The organism is Pseudomonas sp. GW821-FHT09E04 (genome assembly GCF_059416185.1).
This window is the reverse complement of sequence record NZ_JBWKOR010000005.1, coordinates 390,551-415,134: the sequence shown is the minus strand read 5'-3', so window position 1 is coordinate 415,134 and position 24,584 is coordinate 390,551. Positions and strand designations below refer to the sequence as shown.

Below are 24,584 nucleotides of genomic sequence, written 5' to 3'. Positions count from 1 at the left end.
AACGGGCGGGCTCATCGCATCGCGTACTGAGCCGGTGTAAAGAAGGAACCCCTGACCTGCCTGTATCAAGGGCCCCAAAAGGGTGGACTCGATGAGTCCGGTGTAAAGAGGGGAATCCCCGGCCTGCCTGTACCAAGGCCCCCGAAAGGGTTGGTGAATCGAATCACCTGATTGGGTTATTGCAGGGGGCGTGCCAGTTTTTATCGTTTTGAAACAAAAAAGCCCGATACAACGACGAAGGCCCCGTAATACGGGGCCTTCGTCTTTTCATCGGATGGTTTTTCAGCGGGTTGCGGTGCAGGAATGAGCCAGCGACCGTGCCCGATTACGGGTCACGGTGCCTTGCGGCGGTGCAGGCGGGCGCTGAGGGTCAGCCTTCTTCGCCTTCGTCGTCATCCCCGCCATCGACCTTCATTCCCAGTTCCTTGATCTTGCGGGTCAAGGTGTTCCGGCCCCAGCCCAGCAACACGGCAGCGTCACGACGACGCCCCGCGGTGTGCTTCAGCGCCGTCTCGATCATGATCCGCTCGAACGCCGGCACCGCGCTGTCGAGCAGGCTCGACTGGCCGCGCGCCAGGGCCTGATCGGCCCACTGACGCAGTGCTTGCTCCCAGTTGGTCACGGGCGCCGAGTCTTGCGGCAGGCTCAGCAGTTCCGGTGGCAGGTCGCTGATGTGCACCTCGCGCCCGGACGCCATCACCGTGATCCAGCGGCAGGTGTTTTCCAGCTGACGCACGTTGCCCGGCCATGGCAGGTTTTTCAGGTATTCCTCGGTCTCGCTTTTCAGCAGCTTCGGCTCTACCGCCAGTTCTTGTGCTGCGCGGCTGAGGAAGTGCTTGGCCAGGGTCGGGATGTCTTCGCGACGGTCCGACAGGCGCGGAATGTGGATGCGGATCACGTTGAGGCGGTGGAACAAGTCCTCACGGAATTTCCCGGCGTGAACCAGGGTTTCCAGATTCTGGTGAGTCGCGGCGATGATTCGTACATCGACCTTGACCGGCACGTGCCCGCCGACGCGGTAGAACTCGCCGTCGGCCAGTACCCGCAGCAGTCGGGTCTGGGTGTCCGCCGGCATGTCGCCGATTTCATCGAGGAACAGCGTGCCGCCGTCAGCCTGCTCGAAACGCCCGCGACGCAGGTTGGCCGCGCCGGTGAAGGCGCCTTTCTCGTGGCCGAACAGCTCGGATTCCATCAGATCCTTCGGGATCGCCGCCATGTTCAGCGCGATGAACGGCGAGGCCGCACGCGGGCTGTGGCGGTGCAGGGCGTGAGCCACCAGTTCTTTACCGGTGCCGGATTCGCCGTTGATCAGCACGGTGATGTTGGAGTGGCTCAAGCGCCCGATGGCGCGAAACACTTCCTGCATCGCCGGTGCTTCGCCGATGATTTCCGGGGTGCGGGTCAGGGTCGGCGCGACTTCCAGGCCCTGTTGTTCCTGGGCGTGCTGATTGGCGCGTTTGACCAGCGACACCGCTTCGTCGACATCGAACGGTTTGGGCAGGTACTCGAAGGCACCGCCCTGATAGGAGGCGACAGCGCTGTCCAGATCGGAGTGAGCGGTCATGATGATGACCGGCAGTCGTGGGTGTTGCTCGCGAATCCGCGCCAGAAGGTCCAGACCGCTGGCACCCGGCATGCGGATGTCGGAGATGATCACGTCCGGCTGCTGGCGCGCCAGGCGACTCATCACGCCATCGGCACTGTCGAAGCTCTGGGTGGTCATGCCTTCCTGTTGCAGGGCTTTTTCCAGGACCCAACGGATAGAACGGTCGTCATCGACGATCCACACGGTTTCACTACGGCTCATGTCGATGTGGCTCCTTGTTCCAGTGGCAGAAAGATCGAGAACGTGGTGTGGCCTGGATGGCTGTCACACTCGATCAGGCCCTGGTGCTGGCTGATGATGTTCTGGGTGATGGCCAGGCCCAGCCCGGTACCGTCCGGACGGCCGCTGACCATGGGAAAGAAAATGGTTTCCTGGAGTTCCGCCGGGATCCCCGGACCGTTGTCGATGATCTCGATCTTGGTCACCAGGCGATGGCGGATGTGGCCAATGGTGAACTGGCGCATGGCGCGGGTGCGCAGGCTGATGCGGCCCAGGCGCAACTCGTTCTGGCTGCTGATCGCCTGCATCGCGTTGCGCACGATGTTCAGCACGGCCTGAATCATTTGCTCGCGGTCGATCAATACGTCGGGAATGCTCGGGTCGTAATCGCGCACCAGCGTGATGCAGCCCTGGCTTTCGGCCTCGACCAACTGGCAAACGCGCTCCAGTACTTCGTGGACGTTGCACAGGGCCAGCGACGGCAGTTTGTTCGAACCGAGCATGCGGTCGACCAGATTGCGCAGGCGGTCGGCCTCTTCAATGATCACGTTGGTGTAGTCGCGCAGGCTGTCTTCCGGCAGTTCCCGGGCCAGCAGTTGCGCGGCGCCACGGATGCCGCCCAGCGGGTTCTTGATCTCGTGGGCGAGGCCGCGCACCAGCATCTTGCTGGTTTCCTGCTTCGACAGTTGCGCCTCTTCCTTGGTGATCCGCAGCAAGCGGTCGCGAGGGTGAACCTCCAGCAACAGCAGGGTCGCGCCGTTGCTGAGAATCGGTGTCACCGCGTAATCCACGGTCAGGGTCTGGCCGGTGAGGGCGGTGAGCATTGCTTCGCGCTTGGTGAACGGGTGCGCCTGTTCCACCGCCTGGCGCAACGAATTGAGCGCCTCGGTGGACTCGGTGAACAGCTCGCTGATGAACTGGCCATGGCTGCGCTGACCGCTGATGGCCAGCAGCATCTCCGCCGCCGGGTTCATGTACTCGAGGCGCAATTCGGCATCGAGCAGGATGGTGGCGGTGGTCAGGTTGTCGAGCAGCAAACGGTGGAGTGCGTCGCTTATGGTCATCAGGACCTCTTTTGGAGCAAGGCGTGCGCAAGGAACCAAGCGCCGATATCAGGAAAATGCAAAAACCAAACCAAGGCTCCGAAAAGAAGCGTTCGACCCCTGAAACGGGCGTTTGACGCTCGTTTGCGTGGCGATCGGCCGGCCCTGGCGGGTACTTTCGAACCAAAATGGGTTGCAATGTGGGTACGGTGCAGACTGTTGCACCAATATAGTGCGCAAAGCTGAACGGCGTTAGAAGAAACGCAGGAAGGGATTTTTCGGTTCGGCGGGTTTGTCTTTCAGCGGGCATTCCGGGCGAACGCCGTAGTCTTCGGTGGTGCAGGGTTTGACCTGGCGTTTCTGTGCCAGCGAAATGCGCTGCATGTGGAACGGCTGATTGGCGGTGCGCTCGACGATGCGATCCTGCGCGTCGAGAATCTCCACCGACAGGTTATGGCTGCCGCGATCGATATTGCTCAGCGGGAACACCGGGCTAAGGCCGGGCTCGCCGGTGGCCTGGCCGTCCAGCAGCAGGCGATAGCGATGACCTTTTTGCAGCCCCGGCTCGCTGGTGATGCTGACGATCAATTCGCCGGCGCTGCTGCGAATGGTCGCGTCCGGTTCGGGAACCAGCACCCGCAGCATGTCGTAGCGGAACAGCGGTTGCTCCGGTGATTTTTTAGCTTTGGTAATGGGCGCCGCCCCGGTCGGGTTGGAGGCCATGCGATTGCTGGTGGCCAGCGGCACACGCTTGGCATTGCCGCGCGGTTGATCGGTGTAGACCCGATTGCCTTGCGAATCGACATACGTGAAGACCTCGGCGGATGCGCCAAGCGCGAACAGAACCAGACACACGGCAATCAATCCGCGAGTCATGGCTTGTGCACCCGCTGTACAGTGAAGACCACTGCCGGACTCTGTTGAATGATCGCCTCGCCATTGATCACCTGAACCGCCAGCCGATGCTCGCCCCGGTCAATGTTCACCAGCTGCAGGATCGGCACGTTGCTCGGCTGGCCATAAGGCGCGTCGTCCAGCAGCAGGCGCAATTGATGTGGCGGTTGCAGGCGCGGCTTGATCAGCACGCTGACGGTGAACGTGCCGTTGTTGGCGCGCAGGGCCTCTTCGGTGGGCAGGCCGGTCAGTTCCAGCACGTCATAGGCATTGCGCGCAGGCGCCCGGCTGGTCGTGTCCGACGACGGCGCGCTCGGTGCCTGAGGCTGGACGCTGTTGAGCGGCGGCAACTCCACCGGCTGCGCCTTCACGCCGTCCGGCGCATGATCGCTGTACACCGTGTTGCCGCTGGCGTCGGTGTATTTGTAGATCTGCGCGCTGGCGGGCAGGGCGATCAGCAGCAGGATGTAGAGAAAGGTGCGACCCATGAAATCGACCGGAAACGAAAACGATGGGTTGCAGCATAGGCCAGGGGCGGCGGTTAGCCCAACCGGGACAACATCCGCTCACACAAGCGCCCCGGATTTATTGTGAAATGCTAGGCGTAACCGCACTTTCACGGACGCCGGACAGGACATCGGCCTTGTAGTGCTCGATGAAAAGCAGCACACCATTGGCGTCGACTTCACGCAACTCGCCTTCCTTTTTGTCGTCAGCGAAGTGGACACTCCGGGTGTGGCCATTGTCCGCCTTGGTCACCCAGAGGCCTTCGCGTTTGCCATCGCGATATTCGCCGCGCTCGGTCGTACCGCGAACAGTCAATTCACTGGGGCCGTTGAGTTGGCCGTGGGCATAGGTCTGGAATCCTGTGGCGACCCATTCCAATTCGTCGTAGTTGTGAAGCTGCCAGCGGCCCTCGCGCAAGTCATTCTGGTAGTCGCCATCCAGAATTTGACCATCCTGGTACAGACTCCACTGCCCCTCTCGTTTGCCCTCTACGAAATTACCGGACTCCGAATATTTTTCGTCTTTGGAAGACGACCACGGACCGATACGCACGCCTTGCTTGTAGGCCCCTTGGGCCGAGATCGATACGGAATCATAAGACACCGATTGGCCGTCTTCGCCGCCAGTGAATCTCGTCGGTTCGGTTTCCCAGGCAATACGCCTGACCCGATAGTTGTAGAGCGTGCGGTTACCCTCGACGAGGGTTTTGTCGAGCCAGCGCCAGAAGGTCACGGTGAGAAACCGGCCGTCTTTTTCCTGGTAGGTCTTCTTGAAAAAGTACGGCTCGTCATCTGGCGTCGGGTTGCTCAGTGGGTCGTAGTACTGGCTGTAATAGCTCACCAGTTTCCCTTGGCTGAGATCGAGCTGGTCGAATTCCGGCACACCGGACTCTTCAAGGAGGAGGCTGTAGTTGAGCGGGGTGATCTGGCTCAGCGCCTTCTTGATGGTCAGGGCGTCGAGCTGCTTGCGGCCTTGAGTGATACGGTCCAGCGCTGGCTGCAGTCGCGTTACACGGCTATAGAGGTGATCGTTGTCGTTGTACTTGTAGGCGTAGATCCTGTAGCCGTCGCTTTGCCGAAAAAGCACGAAACGAGTGGGGTCCTCACTGTCGAGCGACATGAGAAAAACCGACTCGATACTCGCCTGGCCGAAGTCATCAAGCAATTGCGGACGTTCGTCCGGTGTCTCGCAACGGCAGTAATAGCCTTTGACGCCGTTCGCTTCCTTGATGAACGCAAGGGTCGTCGAGCTTTCTTGCAAGCCCTGGATCAGCGGGTGAGCCAGCGGCTTGTCTTCATAGAACTCGGCAGCGCCGGCTGTCGAGCAGGCGAGGCCGGCCATCAGGGCGATAGCCCGTAACCACTTCATGCGAATCCCTTCGTCAAGGCGCCGGTCATGGCGCGAAAGCGGCGGATTATCCATGGATGAGCGGGCACAAAAAAGGCCTCCCGAAGGAGGCCTCTCTTTTGTCACGCCGCGTAGCGCAGCGCTACCGGATCAGCAGCTGTAGTACAGCTCATATTCCAGTGGGTGTACGAAGGTGCGAACCTTGATTTCTTCTTCGGATTTCAGCGCGATGTAGGCATCGATGAAGTCGTCGGAGAACACGCCGCCCTTGGTCAGGAACGCGCGGCCCTTGTCCAGCTCTTCCAGGGCTTCTTTCAGGCTGCCGCAAACTTGCGGGATCTCTTTCGCCTCTTCAGGCGGCAGGTCGTACAGGTTTTTGTCAGCAGCATCGCCTGGGTGGATCTTGTTCTGGATACCGTCCAGACCAGCCATCAGCAGCGCTGCGAAAGCCAGGTACGGGTTGGCAGCCGGATCCGGGAAACGTGCTTCGATACGACGGCCACGTGGGCTGTTGACGTAAGGAATACGGATCGAGGCGGAACGGTTGCGAGCCGAGTAGGCCAGCATCACCGGAGCTTCGAAACCTGGCACCAGACGCTTGTAGGAGTTGGTGGCCGGGTTGGTGAAGCCGTTCAGGGCCTTACCGTGCTTGATGATACCGCCGATGAAGTACAGGGCGGTTTCGGACAGGCCGGCATAGCCTTCGCCAGCGAAGGTGTTCTTGCCATCTTTGGCGATGGACATGTGAACGTGCATACCCGAACCGTTATCGCCGTACAGAGGCTTCGGCATGAAGGTCGCGGTGCGGCCATAGGCATCGGCCACGTTGTGTACAACGTATTTCAGAGTCTGAACTTCGTCAGCTTTCTTCACCAGGGTGTTGAACTTGACACCAATTTCGTTTTGACCGGCAGTTGCCACTTCGTGGTGGTGAACTTCAACGGTCTGACCCATCTCTTCCAGTGCGTTGCACATGGCGGTACGGATTTCGTGGTCGTGGTCGAACGGCGGAACCGGGAAGTAGCCGCCTTTCACGCCTGGACGGTGGCCTTTGTTGCCGCCTTCCACGTCCTGGTCGGACATCCACGAGCCTTGCTCGGAGTAGATCTTGAACATCGAGCCGGAGATGTCGGACTTGAACTTCACTTCGTCGAAGATGAAGAACTCAGGCTCTGGACCGGCGAATACGGTGTCACCGATACCGGTGGTCTTCAGGTATTCCTCGGCACGGTGGGCGATGGCGCGCGGGTCGCGATCGTAGCCTTGCATGGTCGACGGTTCGATGATGTCGCAGACCAGGATCAGGGTCGGCTCTTCGGTGAACGGGTCGAGAACGGCGGTTTCGTCGTCCGGCAGCAGGATCATGTCGGAGGCTTCGATGCCTTTCCAGCCAGCGATGGAGGAACCGTCGAACATCTTGCCAACTTCGAAGAAGTCGTCTTCCAGCGCATCGCGAGCCGGCATGGTCACGTGGTGCTGAGTGCCTTTGGTGTCCGTGAAGCGCAGATCAATCCACTTGACGTCATGATCTTTGATGAGTTGAACCGACTTCGACATAGTGTCCTCCGGGTGGCTTAGGGCTGGTAGTGGATGCCCTTAAATGTTGGTGATGCCGGCGCGAATACTCTGCCAAGGCAACCTGCCTCACAAGGGAGCAAATTGCATGCCAGTGCCCCAGCATGGGTTTTTTGCCCCAAATTCACGCTTATAAAGGTGCGAAGCGCATAAAGGGTGAAAATCTCGCCCTTTAATGTAGCGCTTTAAGTCGAAAATGACCCGTTTTGGTGCATGCAAAACCTTCTGCACATTAACTGGTTAAACCTTGAGCAATTTCCGCTATAATCCGCGCCCCCCTTTTTCGGCTGGCCCTGCGCGCGCTGTTTTCATGAAACTAATCGTAAAAGTCTTCCCCGAGATCACCATCAAAAGCCGACCTGTCCGGACGAAATTCATCCGCCAGCTGGCCAAGAACATCCGCACCGTGCTCCGCGACCTGGACCCGGCCGTGGTGGTGAACGGTGTGTGGGACAATCTCGAGCTGGAAACCCGCGTTACCGACCCCAAGGCCCTGAAAGAGATGGGCGAGCGCCTGACCTGCATGCCGGGCATCGCGCACTTTCTGCAGATCGACGAGTACCCGCTGGGCGACTTCGACGACATCACCGAGAAGTGCAAAGAGCACTACGGCGATGCACTGGCCGGGAAGATTTTCTCGGTGCGCTGCAAACGTGCGGGCAAGCATGCGTTCAGCTCGATGGACGTCGAAAAATACGTCGGCAGCAAGCTGCGCCGTGAGTGCGGTGCTGCCGGAATCGACTTGAAACAGCCGGAAATCGAAGTCCGCATCGAAGTTCGCGACAAACGGTTGTTTGTGATCCACAGCCAGCACAATGGCATCGGCGGCTACCCGCTCGGTGCGCTGGAGCAGACGCTGGTATTGATGTCCGGCGGCTTTGACTCGACGGTTGCCGCCTACCAGATCATGCGTCGCGGCCTGATGGCGCACTTCTGCTTCTTCAATCTGGGCGGTCGTGCCCACGAATTGGGCGTGATGGAAGTCGCGCATTTCATCTGGAAGAAGTACGGCAGCTCGCAACGCGTGCTATTTGTCAGTGTTCCGTTCGAAGAAGTGTTGGGCGAAATTCTCGGCAAAGTCGATAACAGTCATATGGGCGTCGTATTGAAGCGTATGATGTTGCGCGCGTCCTCGGCCATCGCCGAGCGTCTGCACATTGATGCGCTGGTCACCGGCGAGGCGATCTCCCAAGTGTCGAGCCAGACGCTGCCGAACCTGTCGGTGATCGACTGCGTGACCGACAAACTGGTCCTGCGTCCGCTGATCGTCGCCCACAAGCAGGACATCATCGACACGGCCAACGAGATCGGCACCGCCGATTTCGCCCGGCACATGCCGGAGTACTGCGGGGTCATTTCGGTCAATCCGAAGACCGCCGCCAAGCGTGGTCGCGTTGAGCACGAAGAGCAGGAATTCGACATGGCGGTGCTTGAGCGTGCGCTCGCAAACGCCAGACTGGTGCCGATCGATCGGGTGATCGACGAATTGGGCCAGGATTTGCAAATCGAAGAAGTCAGCGAAGCACTGGCCGGCCAGATCGTCATCGACATCCGTCACCCGGATGCCGCCGAGGATGAGCCGCTGGAGCTCGAGGGCATAGAAGTACAGACGATGCCGTTCTACGCAGTGAACGCTCGTTTCAAGGAGCTGGATCCGACTCGCCAGTACCTGCTGTATTGCGACAAAGGCGTGATGAGTCGCCTGCATGCTCACCATTTGCTCAGTGAGGGGCATGCCAATGTGCGCGTTTATCGACCGAGCTAAGTGCCCGGGGCTGTTTGCCTGTGGCCTGCGTCACCGGCCCCCCGACACCGCCGTCAAGCTGTAACGGCCATGCCGGACACTACTGCTAATCGCTGCCAAGACTTGTCAGCAAACCGAATCCTCTGATCGAGATACACAAGTGATCGAAAATCTACGCAACATCGCCATCATTGCCCACGTTGACCATGGTAAAACCACCCTGGTAGACAAACTCCTGCGTCAATCCGGCACTCTGGAGCGCAACGAGCTCAACGACGAGCGCGTGATGGACTCCAACGACCAGGAAAAAGAGCGCGGCATTACCATTCTGGCGAAAAACACCGCCATCAACTGGAACGGCTACCACATCAACATCGTGGACACCCCGGGCCACGCCGACTTCGGCGGCGAAGTTGAGCGCGTAATGTCCATGGTTGACTCCGTGCTGCTGCTGGTCGACGCTCAAGACGGCCCTATGCCGCAAACCCGTTTCGTGACCAAGAAGGCTTTCGAAGCCGGCCTGCGTCCAATCGTGGTCATCAACAAGGTTGACCGTCCGGGCGCGCGTCCTGACTGGGTTCTGGACCAGATCTTCGATCTGTTCGACAACCTGGGCGCTACCGAAGAACAACTGGACTTCCAGGTTGTTTACGCTTCGGCCCTGAACGGCATCGCCGGTCTGGACCACACCGCCATGGCGGAAGACATGACCCCGCTGTACCAAGCGGTAGTCGACCACGTTCCAGCTCCTGCTGTTGACCGTGACGGCCCGTTCCAGATGCAGATCTCCGCTCTGGACTACAACAGCTTCCTGGGTGTTATCGGTGTTGGCCGTATCGCTCGTGGTCGCGTCAAGCCGAACACTCCGGTTGTCGCTATCGACGCCAACGGCAAGCGCCGCAACGGCCGTATCCTGAAGCTGATGGGTCACCACGGTCTGCACCGCATCGACGTTGAAGAAGCAGCTGCCGGCGACATCGTCTGCATCAGCGGTTTCGACGAGCTGTTCATCTCCGACACCCTGTGCGACATCAACACCGTCGAGGCGATGAAGCCTCTGACCGTTGACGAGCCAACCGTTTCCATGACCTTCCAGGTAAACGACTCGCCATTCTGCGGTAAAGAAGGCAAGTTCGTGACCTCCCGTAACATCAAGGATCGTCTGGACAAAGAGCTGCTGTACAACGTTGCACTGCGCGTTGAAGAAGGCGACTCGGCTGACAAGTTCAAGGTTTCCGGCCGTGGTGAGCTGCACCTCTCGGTACTGATCGAAACCATGCGTCGCGAAGGCTTCGAGCTGGCCCTGGGCCGTCCTGAAGTGATCATCCGTGAAGTTGACGGCGTGAAGCAGGAACCGTTCGAAAACGTAACCATCGACATCCCTGAAGAATCGCAGGGCAAGGTCATGGAAGAGATGGGTCTGCGTAAAGGCGACCTGAGCAACATGGTGCCGGATGGCAAGGGCCGTGTTCGTCTGGAATACAACATCCCTGCTCGCGGTCTGATCGGTTTCCGTAACCAGTTCCTGACCCTGACCAACGGTGCTGGCATCCTGACCTCGATCTTCGATCGTTACGCTCCAGTGAAGTCGGGCCACATGTCCGGCCGTCAGAACGGCGTTCTGGTTTCGGTTGAAACCGGCAAGGCGCTGACCTACTCCCTGGAAACCCTGCAGGCTCGTGGCAAGCTGTTCGTAGAACACGGCCAGGAGATCTACAACGGTCAGATCGTTGGTCAGAACTCCCGCGACAACGACCTGGGTGTAAACCCAACCAAAGGCAAGAAGCTCGACAACATGCGTGCTTCGGGTAAAGACGAAACCATCGCTCTGGTTCCACCTGTTCGCTTCACCCTGGAACAGGCTCTGGAATACATCCAGGAAGACGAGCTGTGCGAAGTCACTCCTAAGTCCATCCGTCTTCGCAAGAAGATCCTGGACGAAAGCGAGCGTACCCGCGCTGCCAAGAAAGCCAAGGCGTAATTTAGCCCAGGCTTAAAAAAACGCCCCCGGTCGAGAGACCGGGGGCGTTTTTGTTTGTCCGGGGAAATGTGAATGGGCCTTGAAGATCAAGAGCCCCTCACCCTAGCCCTCTCCCGGGGGGAGAGGGAACCGATTGGGGGATGCTTAAGATTTACACCGACCTGATCTGGCGTTACCGAATCCATAATCGACTCGATTTTTCAGGTCGATGTATGACGCAAGACACCACGGTCGGCTCCCTCTCCCTCCGGGAGAGGGCTGGGGTGAGGGTCGGCTTTTAGAACTTCTCAATCGCCCGGAAATTCTGCACCCGCTCCACTTCCTTCGGCTTGTACGCGCAATACCCCGGACGCGGACCGATTTTCGGGTGGTTGCGGCAGGTGTCCGGGCGCTTGTCATAAATGGTGCACAGCCGGCTCTTACGATCCAGGTAGTAGCAATCGTTGTTGCTCATGCGTTGCAGGGTGAAGATCCCCGACTTCTGGTTGAAGCGTTCCACCAGGCCTTCCTTTTGCAGGCGCTTGGCGATGTTCTTCGGCGGGTCGCCCAGTTCGAACTCGTCGACCACACCGATACGCACCAGATCCTTGATCTTGACCTCGACCGGCAGCGTGCAGCAGCTGGACATGCACGATCCGCACATCGGGGCCGAATATTTGGCCCAGGTATCGAGACGGTCGATCTCGGCTGCGGCGATCAGGTTGGGCTTCATCATCGGGGTTTACCAGGCATGTGCATCAGGGCGCGCGATCATACCGGGACTGGTGGATTTTTGAACAACCTTTCGCCAGATTTTTTCTTCCTGCCGCCACCAGGACTGACAATTCGGCACGGCCCCTGCATTCATTCAGGCATTCGCCAGGGTAGTGCCGGACGAACGCTCACTCTCAGGAAAAACTGCCGAACCAGAGCCAACACCGTCGGTCAGACCGTCTAGGCTCTGACAATTCCCCGCTCGCTCGAGGTCCTATCGATGACTCAAGAACCACTAGTTCGCGAAGCAGAGGTGGCCGCATTCCGCGACGCCGTCCTGACCAAACTCACCTACGCGGTGGGCAAAGACCCGGATCACGCCTTTGACCATGACTGGTTCGAAGCCATCGCCCTGGCGGCGCGCGATCACATGGTCGAGCACTGGATGGACCACACCCGGCAGATCTACCGCAAAGGTCAGAAGCGGGTGTATTACCTTTCGCTGGAATTCCTCATCGGTCGTTTGCTGTACGACAGCCTGAGCAACCTCGGTCTGCTCGACGTCGCCCGTGAAGCATTGACCGAACTGGGCGTGGATCTGGAGCGCATCCGCCTGTTGGAGCCTGATGCAGCATTGGGCAACGGTGGCCTCGGACGGCTGGCGGCGTGCTTCATGGAAAGCATGTCGACCCTCGGCATCGCCGGTCATGGTTACGGCATCCGATACGAACACGGGTTGTTCCGTCAGGCCATTGTCGATGGCTGGCAGCAGGAACAGACCGAGCACTGGCTGGATTTCGGCAACCCGTGGGAATTCGAACGGCCGGAGGTCGTGTATTCCATCGGGTTTGGCGGCAGCGTCGAGACCGTCACCGATGTCAGCGGCAAGAGCAAACAGGTCTGGCACCCGGCAGAAACCGTCCGGGCGATTGCCTACGACACCCCGGTGGTCGGCTGGCGCGGGGCGAGCGTCAACACCTTGCGCCTGTGGCGGGCCCGGGCCATGGAAGATTTGCACCTGGAGCGCTTCAACGCGGGTGACCACCTGGGCGCCGTCGCCGAAGTGGCCCGGGCCGAAAGCATCTCCCGCGTCCTTTATCCGGCGGACAGCACTGAGGCCGGCCAGGAATTGCGCCTGCGTCAGGAATACTTCTTCGTCGCCGCCTCGCTTCAGGATCTGCTGCGCCGTCATCGCAACATGCACACCTCGGTGCTGACCCTGGGCGATCACGCGGCGATCCAGCTCAACGACACGCACCCCTCGATCGCCGTCGCCGAACTGATGCGCCAACTGGTCGACGTCTACGACGTGGCCTGGGATGCGGCGTGGCAAGTCACCGTCGACACGCTCTCGTACACAAACCACACGCTGCTGCCCGAAGCCCTTGAAACCTGGCCGGTGGGCCTGATGGAACGAATGTTGCCCCGGCACATGCAGATCATTTACCTGATCAACGCCCAGCACATCGATTCACTACGGGCCAAGGGCATCCACGATTTCGACGTGTTGCGCGCGGTGTCGCTGATCGAGGAAGACAACGGCCGCCGGGTGCGCATGGGCAACCTCGCGTTCCTCGGCTCGCACAGTGTCAATGGCGTATCCGGGCTGCACACGCAACTGATGCGCAAGACCGTGTTTGCCGAACTGCACAAGCTCTACCCGGAGCGAATCAACAACAAGACCAACGGCATCACCTTCCGCCGCTGGCTGTACCAGGCCAACCCGGAGCTGACGTCGATGCTGGTCGATTCCCTCGGCCCGGACGTTCTGGATAACCCCGAACAGCGTCTGCTCGATCTTGAGCCTTTCGCCGAGAAACCCGCCTTCCGCAAAGCCTTCGCCGAACAACGGCTGCACAGCAAAAAGGCCCTCGCTTATCTGATCCACGAGCGGCTGGGGATCGCGGTCAACCCGGCGGCGATGTTCGACGTGCAGGTCAAGCGGATCCACGAATACAAACGCCAGTTGCTCAACCTGATGCACACCGTCGCGCTGTATCAGGCGATCCGCGCCGAGCCGGAAATCGACTGGGTGCCGCGAGTGAAAATCTTCGCCGGCAAAGCGGCAGCCAGTTATCACCAGGCCAAGCTGATCATCAAGTTGACCAACGACATCGCCCGCGTGGTGAACAACGACCCGACCGTGCGCGGCCTGCTGAAAGTGGTGTTCCTGCCCAACTACAACGTCAGCCTGGCGGAAAGCATCATTCCGGCGGCGGACTTGTCGGAGCAGATCTCCACCGCCGGTTTCGAAGCCTCGGGCACCAGCAACATGAAGTTCGGCCTCAACGGCGCGCTGACCATCGGCACCCTCGACGGCGCCAACGTGGAAATGTGCGAGCGCATCGGTGCCGAACACATGTTCATCTTCGGCCTGAGCGCCCAGCAGGTCGAAGCGCGCAAGCAGAACCACGAGTTCAGCGCGGTGCCGGACATCGCCGCCTCCCATCGTTTGAACGATGTATTGCAGGCAATTCGCGGCGGGGTGTTTTCACCGGACGACACGTCGCGCTACACCGGGCTGATCGATTCGCTGGTGGATTACGACCGTTTCCTGGTCTGCGCCGATTTCGACTCTTACTGGGAGGCGCAAATGCGCGTCGATGCACTCTGGCACGATTCCAACAAGTGGTGGCGCTCGGCGGTGTTGAACACGTCGCGGATGGGCTGGTTCTCCTCCGACCGGACGATTCGCGAGTACGCCACGGATATCTGGAAGGCACTGGAGTAACTTTTAGCGACAAATGTGCGCCCGGCCCCCACGCTTGTTGGGCCGGGCCGATATACTGAGCCCTGGTTCGGCCCCGCTTCGGGGCTGCTCAGGGATATCGACCATGCAATGGATGTTCATGTTGATCGGGCTGCTGCTCGGTTGGCTGCTCGACGAATCGTTCAGTTCTGCGCTATTGGGCGCGTTGCTGGGCCTGGCGATCGGGCAGACGATCCGCATCATGCGGCTCGGCTCGCAGGTGGCGGAGCAACAGCAGCAACTTGAACAGGCGAAGGTGGCTTTGCAGGGCGTCGCGCAGCGTCTGTATCTGCTGGAGGGATCGCCTTCTCACGCGGTGCCGGTGCCAGGCGTAGAGCCGGCCCCCGAGCCTTTGGTCGAGCCCGTCGATGTCGTCGAAGAAGCGCCGGCCCCCGAACTGGTCTGGGAGCTGCCGCCCGAACTCGAACCTCTCTCTGCCGTCGCCAGCGAAGCTAGTCAGCCGCTGCCGGCTGATGTCTGGCGTCTGGACGCCGTTACTGCCGACCTTCCCGAACCGCAGCAACCCGCTGAACCCCGTGGCCCGAACCTTATCGAGCGCGGCATCAGCGCTGCGCGCAACTGGCTGTTCGGTGGCAACACCGTGTTACGGGTCGGCGTGGTGCTGTTGTTTTTCGGTCTGGCCTTCCTGCTGCGCTACGCCACCGAAGGCATGGTGGTGCCGATCGAAATGCGCTATGCCGGAGTCGCGGCAGCAGCACTGGGGTTGCTGGCGCTGGGCTGGTGGCTGCGCCATCGCAACAGCAGCTATGCCTTGATGCTGCAAGGCACCGGGATCGCGGTGTTGTACCTGACGGTGTTTGCGGCGATGCGTCTGCACCCGCTGCTCGATCCGTCCGCTGCACTGGGATTGCTGGTAGCGGTGACGGTGTTCTCGGCCATTCTGGCCATCACCCAGGACTCCCTCGCCCTGGCCTGCGTTGCGGCCTTGGGCGGTTTTGCCGCGCCGATCCTGACCTCCACCGGCGCCGGTAATCATGTCGCGTTGTTCAGTTATTTCGCGCTGCTCAACGCCGGCATCCTGGCCATCGCCTGGTTCAAGGCCTGGCGCCTGCTCAACCTGATCGGTTTCGCCGGCACCTTCGGCATCGGTTTCGCCTGGGGGCTGCGTTCGTATGCGCCGGAACTGCTGTGGAGTACCGAGCCGTTCCTGATTCTGTTCTTCCTGATGTACCTGGCCATCGGCCTGCTGTTCGCCCGACGCAAGTTGCTGGACATGCCGGACGCCCCGGCAGAGAACGATCGCGAGGCGCTGCTGAATTGGTCGGCGCGCAAGGGTGACTACGTCGACGGCACGATGCTGTTCGGCCCGCCGCTGGTGGGTTTCGGTCTGCAATTCGCGCTGGTGCAGCATCTGGAGTTCGTCGCCGCGTTCAGCGCGTTGGCACTGGGCATGATTTACATGACGCTCGCTCGGGTGCTGATGGGCGGCCGGGCGTTGTTGCTGGGCGAGACCTGCCTGGCGCTCGGCGTGATTTTCGCCAGCCTGGCGATTCCACTGGGGCTGGATGCGCGCTGGACATCTGCTGCCTGGGCAGTGGAGGGCGCGGGGATTTTCTGGCTCGGCCTGCGTCAGCACCGGCCGTTTGCCCGGGCCTTCGCATTGCTGCTGCAACTCGGTTCGGCGCTGGCGTTTCTCAGCCAGTTGCGTGTCGGCGAAAGCAGCCTGCTCGACGGTGCACCGCTGGGCGCGCTGATGCTCGGCATCGCGCTGCTGTTCAGTTTCTATCAGTTGCGCAAAGCTCCGGCGGAACACACGTCGGCGTGGGAACGCCAAGGTTTGCCGGTGTTGGCGAGTCTTGGTCTGACCTTCCTCTTTCTGCTGGCACCGCTGTTTTTCTTCACCCACGGCACGGCGATCAGTTGGGCGCTGGCCGGGCTGGTGACCTTGTTCATCGGCTTGCGCCTGCAATCGCGCACATTCCTGTTCACCGCGTTTGCCGTGCAGTTGCTGGGTGGTGCGTTGTTCCTGTTGCGCCTGCAAGGGGCGGGCGAGGACTCGGCAGCCGTGTTCAGCGCCGGTTGGAGCGGTTTGCTCAGCGCCTCGCTGATCGGTCTGGCGTTGATTGCCGGCATGCTGCTGGCGGCGCGCGACGACATGGTGCGCAACGATGTTCGTCTGTTGCGCGGTTTGTCGGTGGTGCTGTTGGCGGGGTTGGTGCTGATCAATCTGGCGGTGTTGTTCGTCCTGCCGTGGCAAACCGCGAGTGCCGTGTGGGCGGCCAGTGGGTTGCTGATCATCTGGCTCAGTCTGTACCTCAAGCAGCGCGTGAGTTTTGTCTTCGGTCTGCTGTTGCAACTGATCGGCGGTGCGGCGTTTTTGCTAGCCGGTCCCGAGCTGCTCGGGCCGCTGTCCAGCGAAGGTCTGCGACCGCTGGCTCATGGCGGGTTCTGGACGCCGCTGGTGCTGGGTCTGGCGGCGATGATCGGGGCGTGGCGCCTGCAACTGGGCAATCACGCTTCCGCGTTCGATGTGCTGAGTTTGCAGCGACTGTCCGAAGTGTTGCTGGTGTGGGGCGCCGGTTGGTGGGCGCTGGCGTGGGTCAGCGAAGTGCTGCGTTTTGCGCCGCTGAATTTGCAGGCAACGCTGTTGCTGCTGGTCGCCGCGCTGAGCGTCGCATTGTGGGCGCTGTTGGCATTGCGTTTGAAATGGCCTTCGCTTGGTTTGCTCTGCACCTTGCTGATACCGGCAGCCGGGCTGGTGTTGCTCGCTGCGTGGCACTCGCGTTATCACCCGGCGGCCAACTTCGGCTGGCTGGCGTGGGCAGCAGTGTTTGCGGTGCATTTCTTCAGCCTGCGGCGTCTGGCGCCGATGTTGCCGGCGCGGGCCTTGAGCACGGCGCATGTGCTCGGTTGCTGGCTGCTGATCGGCGTGCTGGCGCTGGAGTTGCGTTACGGCCTGCTGCTGTTGTCCGAGCAATACAACGCCTGGCGCTGGCTGGGCTGGGCGATTCTGCCGAGTGTCTATCTGTTGCTGATGGCCGCGCCGCGCAACTGGCCGTGGCCGGTGGCAGCGTTCCCTCGCGAGTACCGCTTGTACGCGGCGGCGCCGCTGGCGGTGTTGATGCTTGTCTGGTTCTGGCTGGCGAACGGAGTGAGCGACGGCAACGCCGAACCGCTGCCTTACGTGCCGCTGATCAACCCATTGGAGCTGGGCCTGTTGATCGCGTTGTTCAGCGTCTATGTCTGGTCACGCAGCGCGGTCACCGAGCTGTCGATTCGCAAGGATTACGCCGCTCACGCCTCGCAACTGATCGCCGGTGTTTCGCTGTTCGCGTTCTGCACCGCGATGGTGACCCGCGCCGCGCACCATTGGGCGGGGATTCCGTTCGAGCTGGACCTGTTGCTTGAGTCGATGCTGGTGCAGGCCGGGTTGTCCATCGTCTGGACGCTGATGGCGCTCGGGCTGATGATCGGCGGGCATCTGCGTCATCGCCGCGAAGTGTGGCTGATCGGTGCGGCGCTGATTGCGCTGGTGGTGGCCAAATTGATTTTTGTCGAACTGAGCAACCGTGGCGGGCTGGCCCGGATCGTCTCGTTTATCGGCGTCGGCGTGTTGCTGCTGGTGGTGGGCTACTTCGCGCCGCTGCCGCCCAAACGCGTCGAAGCTGCACCGGAGGCGGACAAACCGACCCCGGAAACCGAAGGAGTGTCGTCTTGAGTCGCAAGCTTAATCTGGGGTGGCTGTTGCTGGGCGTGGCCATGACGGCCGGCGCCCAGGAAAAACCGGCGGACTTCGCCGCACAGGTGCCGTTGTCGGTCAGTGGCGCAGGCCCGTGGTATCGCCTCGAACTGCCGCTGAGCGTGCAGTTGCAGGCGCGTCAGACCGATCTCAGCGACCTGCGGGTGTTCAACGCCGCCGGAGAGCCCCAGGCGTATGCGCTGGCCCGGGAATCAGCGCAGACCCGCGACGACGGCCAGTTGAACACGGTGAAGTGGTTCCCGCTGTACAACTCGGCGGATGCCACTGAGCGCGCGCCGAGTGTGCGGGTGCAGTCCACGACTACCGGCACGCTGGTGGAAGTGCAGCCATCCAGCCAACTGGAAGCGGGGGAAGAAGTGCTGCGCGGCTGGCTGCTGGATGCCAGTGCGATCAAGGCACCGTTGCAGCAACTGATCCTCGACTGGACCAGCGAGCGCGACGGCTTCCAGCGTTTCAGCATCGAGGCCAGCGACGACTTGCAGCACTGGCAAGCCTGGGGCGAAGGCCAGGTCGCGCGCCTGACCTTTTCCGATGAGCGCATCGAGCAGCATGAAGTCGCGTTGCCGGGACAATCGGCGCGTTATCTGCGCCTGCTGTGGGATTCGCCGAATGCGGCCCCGACCCTGACGTCGGCGCAGTTGAAAAGCAGTGACCCGCAAAACCTGCCGCTGCCGCTCGTCTGGTCGCCAGCGCTGGCCGGCAGCAGCACCAAGGCCGGGGAGTACACCTGGCAGTTGCCGATGGGGCTGAATATCGAGCGGGTCCAGGTTGAGCTGAAGCAACCCAACAGCCTGGCGCCGGTGACGCTGTCGGGACGCCGCGAAACCAGTCTGCCGTGGCAGCCGTTGAGCAGCGGCTTGCTCTATCGCCTGACCCAGAATGGCCAGGACGTGGTGCAGAACGAATTGCAGCTTTACGGGCAGACCGTCCAGCAGTTGAAACTGACGGTCGACGAACGCGGCGGCGGTCTCGGCGAGCAGGCGCCGAGCGTCAAGTACGCGGTGCGCGCCACCCAGGTGATCTTCCTCGCCCGCGGCGACGGGCCCTACAGCCTGGCGCTGGGCAATCCGACGGTGAGAACGGCGAACTTGCCGCTCTCGACCCTGATCCCTGACTTCAAACCGGAGAAACTGGCCACACTTGGCAAGGCGACGGTGCAGGGTGAGGCGGTGACGAGCCAGACTTCGACGGCCACCTCGGCAGCCACAACCGACACCAACTGGAAGAAATTCGGCCTGTGGGCGGTGTTGCTGCTCAGTGTGCTGTTTCTGGCCGCGATGGCCTTCAGTCTGCTGCGCAAGCCGCCGGCCAAGTCCTGAATATGACGGGTGTGGCCTCTACACCCGTCGGGTTTCCAACTACGCTGAATCCGGTGCATGAACTCTCTCGGTTCGATCACGTCTGATAGCAGGAATTGCACCCGACGCACGTTACCGGGCGTCATTGCTCGCTACGGTTTCAGACTCCCTGTAAACTGCGCGGGTTTTTAGCCCCCCATTCCACCGGAGCCGTCCATGTCCCGCGTTACCCTGAGTCGCTATTTGATTGAGCAGACCCGCAGCAACAACACTCCTGCCGATCTGCGCTTCCTGATCGAAGTGGTGGCGCGTGCCTGCAAGGAGATCAGCCACGCCGTGTCCAAAGGCGCCCTGGGCGGCGTTCTGGGCAGCATGGGCACTGAAAACGTGCAAGGTGAAGTGCAGAAGAAGCTCGACGTGCTGTCGAACGAAATTCTGCTCGAAGCCAACGAATGGGGCGGTCACCTGGCCGGCATGGCGTCCGAGGAAATGGACAACGCCTACCAGATCCCGGGCAAATACCCGAAAGGCGCCTACCTGCTGGTATTCGACCCGCTGGACGGTTCGTCGAACATCGACATCAACGCGCCGGTCGGCACCATCTTCTCGGTACTGCGTTGCCCGAACGAATACCTGAGCCAGAACGAGCCTTTGAATGAAAAGGCCTTCCTGCAGCCAGGCACTCAGCAAGTGGCCGCCGGTTATGCCATCTACGGTCCGCAAACCATGCTGGTGCTGACCCTGGGCCACGGCGTGAAAGGCTTCACCCTGGACCGCGAAATGGGCAGCTTCGTCCTGACCCACGAAGACATCACCATTCCTGAAAGCACCCAGGAATTCGCCATCAACATGTCCAACCAGCGTCACTGGGAAGCCCCGGTACAGCGCTACGTTTCGGAACTGCTGGCCGGTGAAGAAGGTCCGCTGAAAAAGAACTACAACATGCGCTGGGTCGCAGCGATGGTTGCCGACGTGCATCGCATCCTGACCCGTGGCGGTCTGTTCATGTACCCGCGCGACAGCCGCGAGCCGTCCAAACCGGGCAAACTGCGCCTGATGTACGAAGCCAACCCGATGTCGTTCCTGGTGGAACAGGCGGGCGGCGCTTCCACCGACGGTCACCAGCGCATCCTCGACATTCAGCCTGAAGGCCTGCACCAGCGCGTAGCTGTGTTCCTCGGCTCGAAAGAAGAAGTCGCTCGCGCCACGGCTTACCACAAGGAATAAACCATGACCGCGCCCTGGCAGCCGTTGCTCGATTGGTGGTTCGGTCATTCCGAGTCAGCCACTGAAGTGACGGCGCAACAGGGCAAGTTGTGGTTCGGCAAGAAAGACAGCCAGGACCTCGAAGCGCGTGAGCGTTTCGGGGTCTTTGTCGATCAGGCCCTCGCTGGCGGATTGACCGAGTGGACGCAACGTCCCGATGGTTGGCTGGCGGTGGTGCTGCTGCTCGATCAACTCCCGCGAATGATCTTTCGCGATACACCCAAGGCTTTCTCTGGTGATCTGCGGGCGCAGAAACTGGTTGCTCAGGGGATTGCTGCTGACTTTGATCGGCAGTTGAAACCGATCCAGCGACTCTTCATCTACCTCGTCTTCGAACACTGCGAAAACCTCGCGGTGCAGAATGAAGCCGTCTCGCGATTCATCGAATTGGTGGCTGAACAGCCGGAGGCGGAGCGCGGGGTGTTTGCCGACAACCTGGATTATGCCGAGCGGCATCAGCGGGTGATTGCGCGGTTTGGGCGGTTTCCGCATCGTAATGCGGTGTTGGGGCGGGTGTCTACGGCGCAGGAATTGGAGTTTCTCAAACAGCCTGGGTCAAGTTTCTAGCTTGTCCGCGTCCACTTTATCCAATTCAAGAAACAAGTCTTCAACGTCTCTGTACTTTTCTTGATCAATCTCGTCGGCACCCAATGCAAGGATTGCCAGTAAAGTAGTTTGATCTGAATCCGTGCAATCGTGTTTCTTGTTCATTAGCCACATCTCCTTGCGAATCGCGGATTACATTTTCGGCCTTCTGCGTCATGTATACCGCTATCGCGGGCAAGCCCGCTCCCACAGTGTTTGATGTGAAACACAAATTGTGTAAACACACATTACCTGTGGGAGCTACGGTGCGACGACTCGACTTGCCAGCGATGAGGTCAGTAGCCGCGCCTCAGATCCGGAAGCTACCCACCAACTGCTTCAACCGCGCCGCCTGCTGCTCAAGATCCGCACAAGCGCGCAACGTCGCCTGCAAGTTCTCCACACCTTCCTGGTTCAGCGTGTTGATCTCGTTGATGTCGACGTTGATCGACTCGACCACGGCCGTCTGCTCTTCCGTTGCCGTCGCCACCGACTGGTTCATGCCGTCGATCTCGCCGATGCGCTGGGTCACGCTGCCCAGGCGTTCGCCGGCCTGGTTGGCGATGCCGACGCTGCTTTCGCTCTCACGCTGGCTCTCGGTCATGATGCCGACCGCCTGACGCGCGCCGACCTGCAGCTCTTCGATCATTTTCTGCACTTGCTGCGCCGAATCCTGGGTGCGGTGCGCCAGGTTGCGCACTTCGTCGGCGACCACGGCGAAACCACGACCGGCCTCACCGGCACGGGCTGCTTCGATGGCGGCGTTGAGGGCCAGCAGGTTGGTCTGTTGGGAGATGCTGGTGATCACTTCCAGAATCTGCCCGATGTTCACGGTGTTGCTGTTCAGCGTTTCGATGTTGCCGCAGGAATCGCTGATCTTCGCCGACAGTTGCTGCATCGCGTGGATGGTTTTATCCACAACCTGCTGGCCGTCTTCGGCCAGGCTGCGCGCGTCGCTGGAGTGTTGCGAGGCGAGGGCGGCGTTCTGGGCGATTTCCTGGGCGGCGGCGCCGAGTTGATTGATCGCGGCGGCCACGCTGTTGGTACGCGAGGCCTGCTGGTCAGAGTTGTACATCGACGAGTTGGACGCCGCGACCACGCGCAGGGCAACTTCGTTGACCTGGCCAGTGGCAGAAGACACTTCGCGGATCGAGGTATGGATACGTTCGACGAAGCGGTTGAACGACAAGCCCAGCGCGCCGAATTCGTCGTGGCCGTGGATGGTCAGGCGTTTGGTCAGGTCGCCTTCGCCTTCGGCGATGTCATGCATGGCGCGGCCCATGGTCAGCAGCGGTTGCATCAGCACGCGGATCAGCATGCCGAGCAGGGCGATGATGATCACCACGGCAATGATCATGGCGATCAGCGCCGAGGTGCGGAACTCGCTGAGCATCGAGAACGCGGTGTCCTTGTCCAGCACCAGCGCCACGTACCAGTCGGCCGACGGCACGCCGTTGACGCGGGTGAAGGAGATCAGTTGGGTCTTGCCGTTGAACTCGACTTCTTTCAGGCCCGGGCTGACTTTTGGTGCGCCGTTGGGATAGGCCTCGGCCAGGGTCTTGAGCACCAGTTTGCTGTCGGGGTGGATCAGGATCTTGCCGTCGGCACTGACGATGAACGCGTGGCCATGGCCGCCGAAGTTCAGCGAGTTGATGATTGCGCTGATGCTGGTCAAGTCGATGTCGGCCCCGGCCACACCGATCATCTGGCCCTGGCGCTGCACCGGGGTGGCAACGGTAATCACCAGTTTGCCCGACGAGGCGGCGATGTACGGTTCGGTGACGATGGTCTGCTGTGCGCTGTTCGCGGCCTTGTACCAGCCACGGGCGCGCGGGTCGTAATCCGGTGCGCGGTTGCCGACCGGGACCGAGAACATCACGCCGTCGGCACCGCCGAAATAGCTGAGCTGGAAATTGCCGGTGTAGGCGGGCAGGTCGATGATGCGCTTAAGGTTGGCGGGGGCATTGCCGTCGGCGACAACCTGCTGCGACATCGATTGCAGCAATTGAATGCGGCTTTCCAGCCAGGTCTGGATGTTGCTGGTGGTCAGGCTGCCCAGTTCCTGCATTGACGCTTCGGTGCTGGTTTGCAGGGCTTCGCGTTGTCGATAGTCGTTGAACAAAATGAAACAGGCGAACGCAACGGCCACCACGAGGGCGGCAGCCAACAAGATCTTGTGGCTGAATTTCATGTTTCTGGTCATTAAGTGAGCTACCGCGAAGGGGCTGGTCAAGAAGGGGGCGGCAATTTGCCACACTCTGGGGCTTTGCGCTGCTCTTATTTCGACCGCGGCGCGCCAAAGATTAGGCGACTTTTGCGAAAGGCGACGAAATGCTCAATAGCCCTACAAAGTGTCTGATTTGCTGATGAAAGCCGGACGAGCGGGCTAACAAATAGCCATGTGCCCAGGGAACCAGACAGGGGTTTTCTCTTCTAAGCTTCTGGTTGGCGCCATGCCATCCCCCTTCCGTTCCAGGAGTTACACCATGTCGCTGCGATCTATCGCCCTTCTGTCGTTTTGCGTGCTGTTGGCCGCATGCAGCAAGGTCAATCAGGAAAACTACTCGAAGCTCTCGGCCGGGATGGCCAAGGCCGAAGTGGAGACGCTGCTCGGCAAGCCCACCGATTGCTCGGGCGCGCTCGGCATGTCCAGTTGCACCTGGGGCGACAAGAACAGCTTTATCAGCGTGCAGTACGCCGGTGACAAAGTGTTGATGTTTTCCGGCCAAGGCCTGAAGTAAACCGGGGCTACGCGCCCACGGGAGAAAAACAATGAAGCGGTTATTGCTTGTCCTTTTTGCCGGCCTGGTATTGGCCGGCTGCGCCACGACCGGTGAAGATCCGCTGGCGCCCAAGACAGTCCACAGCGTCAATCTCAAGCGTTACCAGGGCACCTGGTACGAGTTGGCGCGGCTGCCGATGTATTTCCAGCGCAATTGCGCTCAATCCGAAGCCCGCTACAGCCTCCAGCCTGACGGCAACCTCGGCGTGTTCAACCGTTGCCTGACCAAGGACTGGCAGTGGGAAGAGGTCAAGGGCAAGGCTTATCCACAGGTGCCGGGCAAGACCGACAAATTGTGGGTCGAGTTCGATACCTGGTTCTCGCGCTTGATTCCGGGCTCGGCGAAGGGTCAATACTGGGTGCTGTACGTCAGTGACGACTACAAGACCGCCATTGTTGGCGACCCGAGCCGACGTTACCTGTGGCTGTTGTCCCGCACGCCGACTGTCAATGGTGTGGTACGCGAAGAACTGCTGAGCAAGGCGCGTCAGCAGGGTTACGACACCACGCGATTGATCTGGCGCGCATCGGATCAGCAGATGGCCAAGACGTCCAACTGACGCGCAACAAAAAA

18 protein-coding genes are annotated in these 24,584 nt (G+C 60.6%); 9 read left to right on the top strand and 9 right to left on the bottom strand.

The window, feature by feature from the left end:
* Positions 1–370: 370 nt before the first annotated feature.
* The 6 genes from ntrC to glnA form a co-directional block, all read right to left on the bottom strand.
* A complete protein-coding gene (ntrC, locus tag AC07N4_RS20605; RefSeq protein ID WP_096821966.1) occupies positions 371–1,807 on the bottom strand; it encodes a nitrogen regulation protein NR(I) in 1,437 nt (478 codons plus the stop codon).
* Positions 1,804–2,889 carry a nitrogen regulation protein NR(II) gene (gene glnL / locus AC07N4_RS20600; RefSeq protein ID WP_096821967.1) on the bottom strand — a complete coding sequence of 362 codons (1,086 nt, stop codon included), beginning with the start codon at positions 2,887–2,889 and terminating at the stop codon, positions 1,804–1,806. Before glnL ends, ntrC begins: the two co-directional genes overlap by 4 nt.
* A gap of 231 nt (positions 2,890–3,120) precedes the next feature.
* A complete protein-coding gene (locus AC07N4_RS20595; RefSeq protein WP_493065865.1) occupies positions 3,121–3,744 on the bottom strand; it encodes a DUF4124 domain-containing protein in 624 nt (207 codons plus the stop codon).
* Positions 3,741–4,250, bottom strand: coding sequence for a DUF4124 domain-containing protein (locus AC07N4_RS20590; protein WP_493065864.1), 510 nt, complete (start codon positions 4,248–4,250; stop codon positions 3,741–3,743). The genes AC07N4_RS20595 and AC07N4_RS20590 overlap by 4 nt, the downstream gene beginning before the upstream one ends.
* Before the next feature lie 97 nt (positions 4,251–4,347).
* Positions 4,348–5,691 (bottom strand): toxin-antitoxin system YwqK family antitoxin, encoded by a 1,344-nt coding sequence (locus tag AC07N4_RS20585; RefSeq protein WP_493065863.1) that lies wholly within the window; start codon positions 5,689–5,691, stop codon positions 4,348–4,350.
* A gap of 75 nt (positions 5,692–5,766) precedes the next feature.
* Positions 5,767–7,173: a glutamate--ammonia ligase gene (glnA, locus tag AC07N4_RS20580; protein WP_085712782.1), complete on the bottom strand. Its 1,407-nt coding sequence runs from the start codon at positions 7,171–7,173 to the stop codon at positions 5,767–5,769.
* Positions 7,174–7,501: 328 nt separating this feature from the next.
* Here glnA and thiI point away from each other — a divergent pair, with 328 nt between their 5' ends.
* Positions 7,502–8,956 (top strand): tRNA uracil 4-sulfurtransferase ThiI, encoded by a 1,455-nt coding sequence (gene thiI / locus AC07N4_RS20575; protein WP_096821970.1) that lies wholly within the window; start codon positions 7,502–7,504, stop codon positions 8,954–8,956.
* A gap of 139 nt (positions 8,957–9,095) precedes the next feature.
* On the top strand, positions 9,096–10,916 hold the full coding sequence (gene typA / locus AC07N4_RS20570; protein ID WP_096821971.1) for a translational GTPase TypA: 1,821 nt from the start codon (positions 9,096–9,098) through the stop codon (positions 10,914–10,916).
* 277 nt (positions 10,917–11,193) lie between these two features.
* Here the strand turns inward: typA and AC07N4_RS20565 are convergent, their stop codons facing one another.
* Positions 11,194–11,631 carry a YkgJ family cysteine cluster protein gene (locus tag AC07N4_RS20565; protein WP_025110918.1) on the bottom strand — a complete coding sequence of 146 codons (438 nt, stop codon included), beginning with the start codon at positions 11,629–11,631 and terminating at the stop codon, positions 11,194–11,196.
* A 258-nt stretch (positions 11,632–11,889) separates the two neighbouring features.
* On the opposite strand from AC07N4_RS20565, the gene AC07N4_RS20560 reads away from it, so the two are divergent.
* The 5 genes from AC07N4_RS20560 to AC07N4_RS20540 all read left to right on the top strand — a co-directional run bounded on the left by AC07N4_RS20560 (position 11,890) and on the right by AC07N4_RS20540 (position 21,210).
* Positions 11,890–14,340, top strand: coding sequence for a glycogen/starch/alpha-glucan phosphorylase (locus tag AC07N4_RS20560; RefSeq protein ID WP_096821972.1), 2,451 nt, complete (start codon positions 11,890–11,892; stop codon positions 14,338–14,340).
* 103 nt (positions 14,341–14,443) lie between these two features.
* Positions 14,444–18,037, top strand: coding sequence for a DUF2339 domain-containing protein (locus AC07N4_RS20555; RefSeq protein WP_493065862.1), 3,594 nt, complete (start codon positions 14,444–14,446; stop codon positions 18,035–18,037).
* Complete coding sequence (locus tag AC07N4_RS20550) at positions 18,034–19,398, top strand: DUF3999 domain-containing protein (protein WP_493065861.1); 1,365 nt, start codon at positions 18,034–18,036, stop codon at positions 19,396–19,398. The genes AC07N4_RS20555 and AC07N4_RS20550 overlap by 4 nt, the downstream gene beginning before the upstream one ends.
* A 195-nt stretch (positions 19,399–19,593) precedes the next feature.
* Positions 19,594–20,604, top strand: a complete 1,011-nt coding sequence (locus tag AC07N4_RS20545; protein WP_096821975.1) for a class 1 fructose-bisphosphatase — start codon at positions 19,594–19,596, stop codon at positions 20,602–20,604.
* A gap of 3 nt (positions 20,605–20,607) precedes the next feature.
* Complete coding sequence (locus tag AC07N4_RS20540) at positions 20,608–21,210, top strand: DUF924 family protein (protein WP_493065860.1); 603 nt, start codon at positions 20,608–20,610, stop codon at positions 21,208–21,210.
* On the opposite strand, the gene AC07N4_RS20535 is transcribed toward AC07N4_RS20540, so the two are convergent.
* Both AC07N4_RS20535 and AC07N4_RS20530 read right to left on the bottom strand, forming a co-directional pair.
* A complete protein-coding gene (locus tag AC07N4_RS20535; protein WP_493065859.1) occupies positions 21,199–21,354 on the bottom strand; it encodes a hypothetical protein in 156 nt (51 codons plus the stop codon). The two genes, AC07N4_RS20540 and AC07N4_RS20535, sit on opposite strands and share 12 nt — an antisense overlap.
* A gap of 184 nt (positions 21,355–21,538) precedes the next feature.
* Complete coding sequence (locus tag AC07N4_RS20530; protein ID WP_273538994.1) at positions 21,539–23,431, bottom strand: methyl-accepting chemotaxis protein; 1,893 nt, start codon at positions 23,429–23,431, stop codon at positions 21,539–21,541.
* 283 nt (positions 23,432–23,714) lie between these two features.
* Here AC07N4_RS20530 and AC07N4_RS20525 point away from each other — a divergent pair, with 283 nt between their 5' ends.
* Complete coding sequence (locus AC07N4_RS20525) at positions 23,715–23,969, top strand: hypothetical protein (protein ID WP_007952486.1); 255 nt, start codon at positions 23,715–23,717, stop codon at positions 23,967–23,969.
* Positions 23,970–24,000: 31 nt separating this feature from the next.
* Positions 24,001–24,570, top strand: coding sequence for a lipocalin family protein (locus AC07N4_RS20520; RefSeq protein WP_096821978.1), 570 nt, complete (start codon positions 24,001–24,003; stop codon positions 24,568–24,570).
* Positions 24,571–24,584: the final 14 nt, after the last annotated feature.

Bases quoted from the DNA above. Each gene is read 5' to 3' on its own strand.
- ntrC (WP_096821966.1), bottom strand. From the start codon at position 1,807: ATGAGCCGTAGTGAAACCGTGTGGATCGTCGATGACGACCGTTCTATC.
- glnL (WP_096821967.1), bottom strand. From the start codon at position 2,889: ATGACCATAAGCGACGCACTCCACCGTTTGCTGCTCGACAACCTGACC.
- AC07N4_RS20595 (WP_493065865.1), bottom strand. From the start codon at position 3,744: ATGACTCGCGGATTGATTGCCGTGTGTCTGGTTCTGTTCGCGCTTGGC.
- AC07N4_RS20590 (WP_493065864.1), bottom strand. From the start codon at position 4,250: ATGGGTCGCACCTTTCTCTACATCCTGCTGCTGATCGCCCTGCCCGCC.
- AC07N4_RS20585 (WP_493065863.1), bottom strand. From the start codon at position 5,691: ATGGATAATCCGCCGCTTTCGCGCCATGACCGGCGCCTTGACGAAGGG.
- glnA (WP_085712782.1), bottom strand. From the start codon at position 7,173: ATGTCGAAGTCGGTTCAACTCATCAAAGATCATGACGTCAAGTGGATT.
- thiI (WP_096821970.1), top strand. From the start codon at position 7,502: ATGAAACTAATCGTAAAAGTCTTCCCCGAGATCACCATCAAAAGCCGA.
- AC07N4_RS20565 (WP_025110918.1), bottom strand. From the start codon at position 11,631: ATGATGAAGCCCAACCTGATCGCCGCAGCCGAGATCGACCGTCTCGAT.
- AC07N4_RS20560 (WP_096821972.1), top strand. From the start codon at position 11,890: ATGACTCAAGAACCACTAGTTCGCGAAGCAGAGGTGGCCGCATTCCGC.
- AC07N4_RS20555 (WP_493065862.1), top strand. From the start codon at position 14,444: ATGCAATGGATGTTCATGTTGATCGGGCTGCTGCTCGGTTGGCTGCTC.
- AC07N4_RS20545 (WP_096821975.1), top strand. From the start codon at position 19,594: ATGTCCCGCGTTACCCTGAGTCGCTATTTGATTGAGCAGACCCGCAGC.
- AC07N4_RS20540 (WP_493065860.1), top strand. From the start codon at position 20,608: ATGACCGCGCCCTGGCAGCCGTTGCTCGATTGGTGGTTCGGTCATTCC.
- AC07N4_RS20535 (WP_493065859.1), bottom strand. From the start codon at position 21,354: ATGAACAAGAAACACGATTGCACGGATTCAGATCAAACTACTTTACTG.
- AC07N4_RS20530 (WP_273538994.1), bottom strand. From the start codon at position 23,431: ATGACCAGAAACATGAAATTCAGCCACAAGATCTTGTTGGCTGCCGCC.
- AC07N4_RS20525 (WP_007952486.1), top strand. From the start codon at position 23,715: ATGTCGCTGCGATCTATCGCCCTTCTGTCGTTTTGCGTGCTGTTGGCC.
- AC07N4_RS20520 (WP_096821978.1), top strand. From the start codon at position 24,001: ATGAAGCGGTTATTGCTTGTCCTTTTTGCCGGCCTGGTATTGGCCGGC.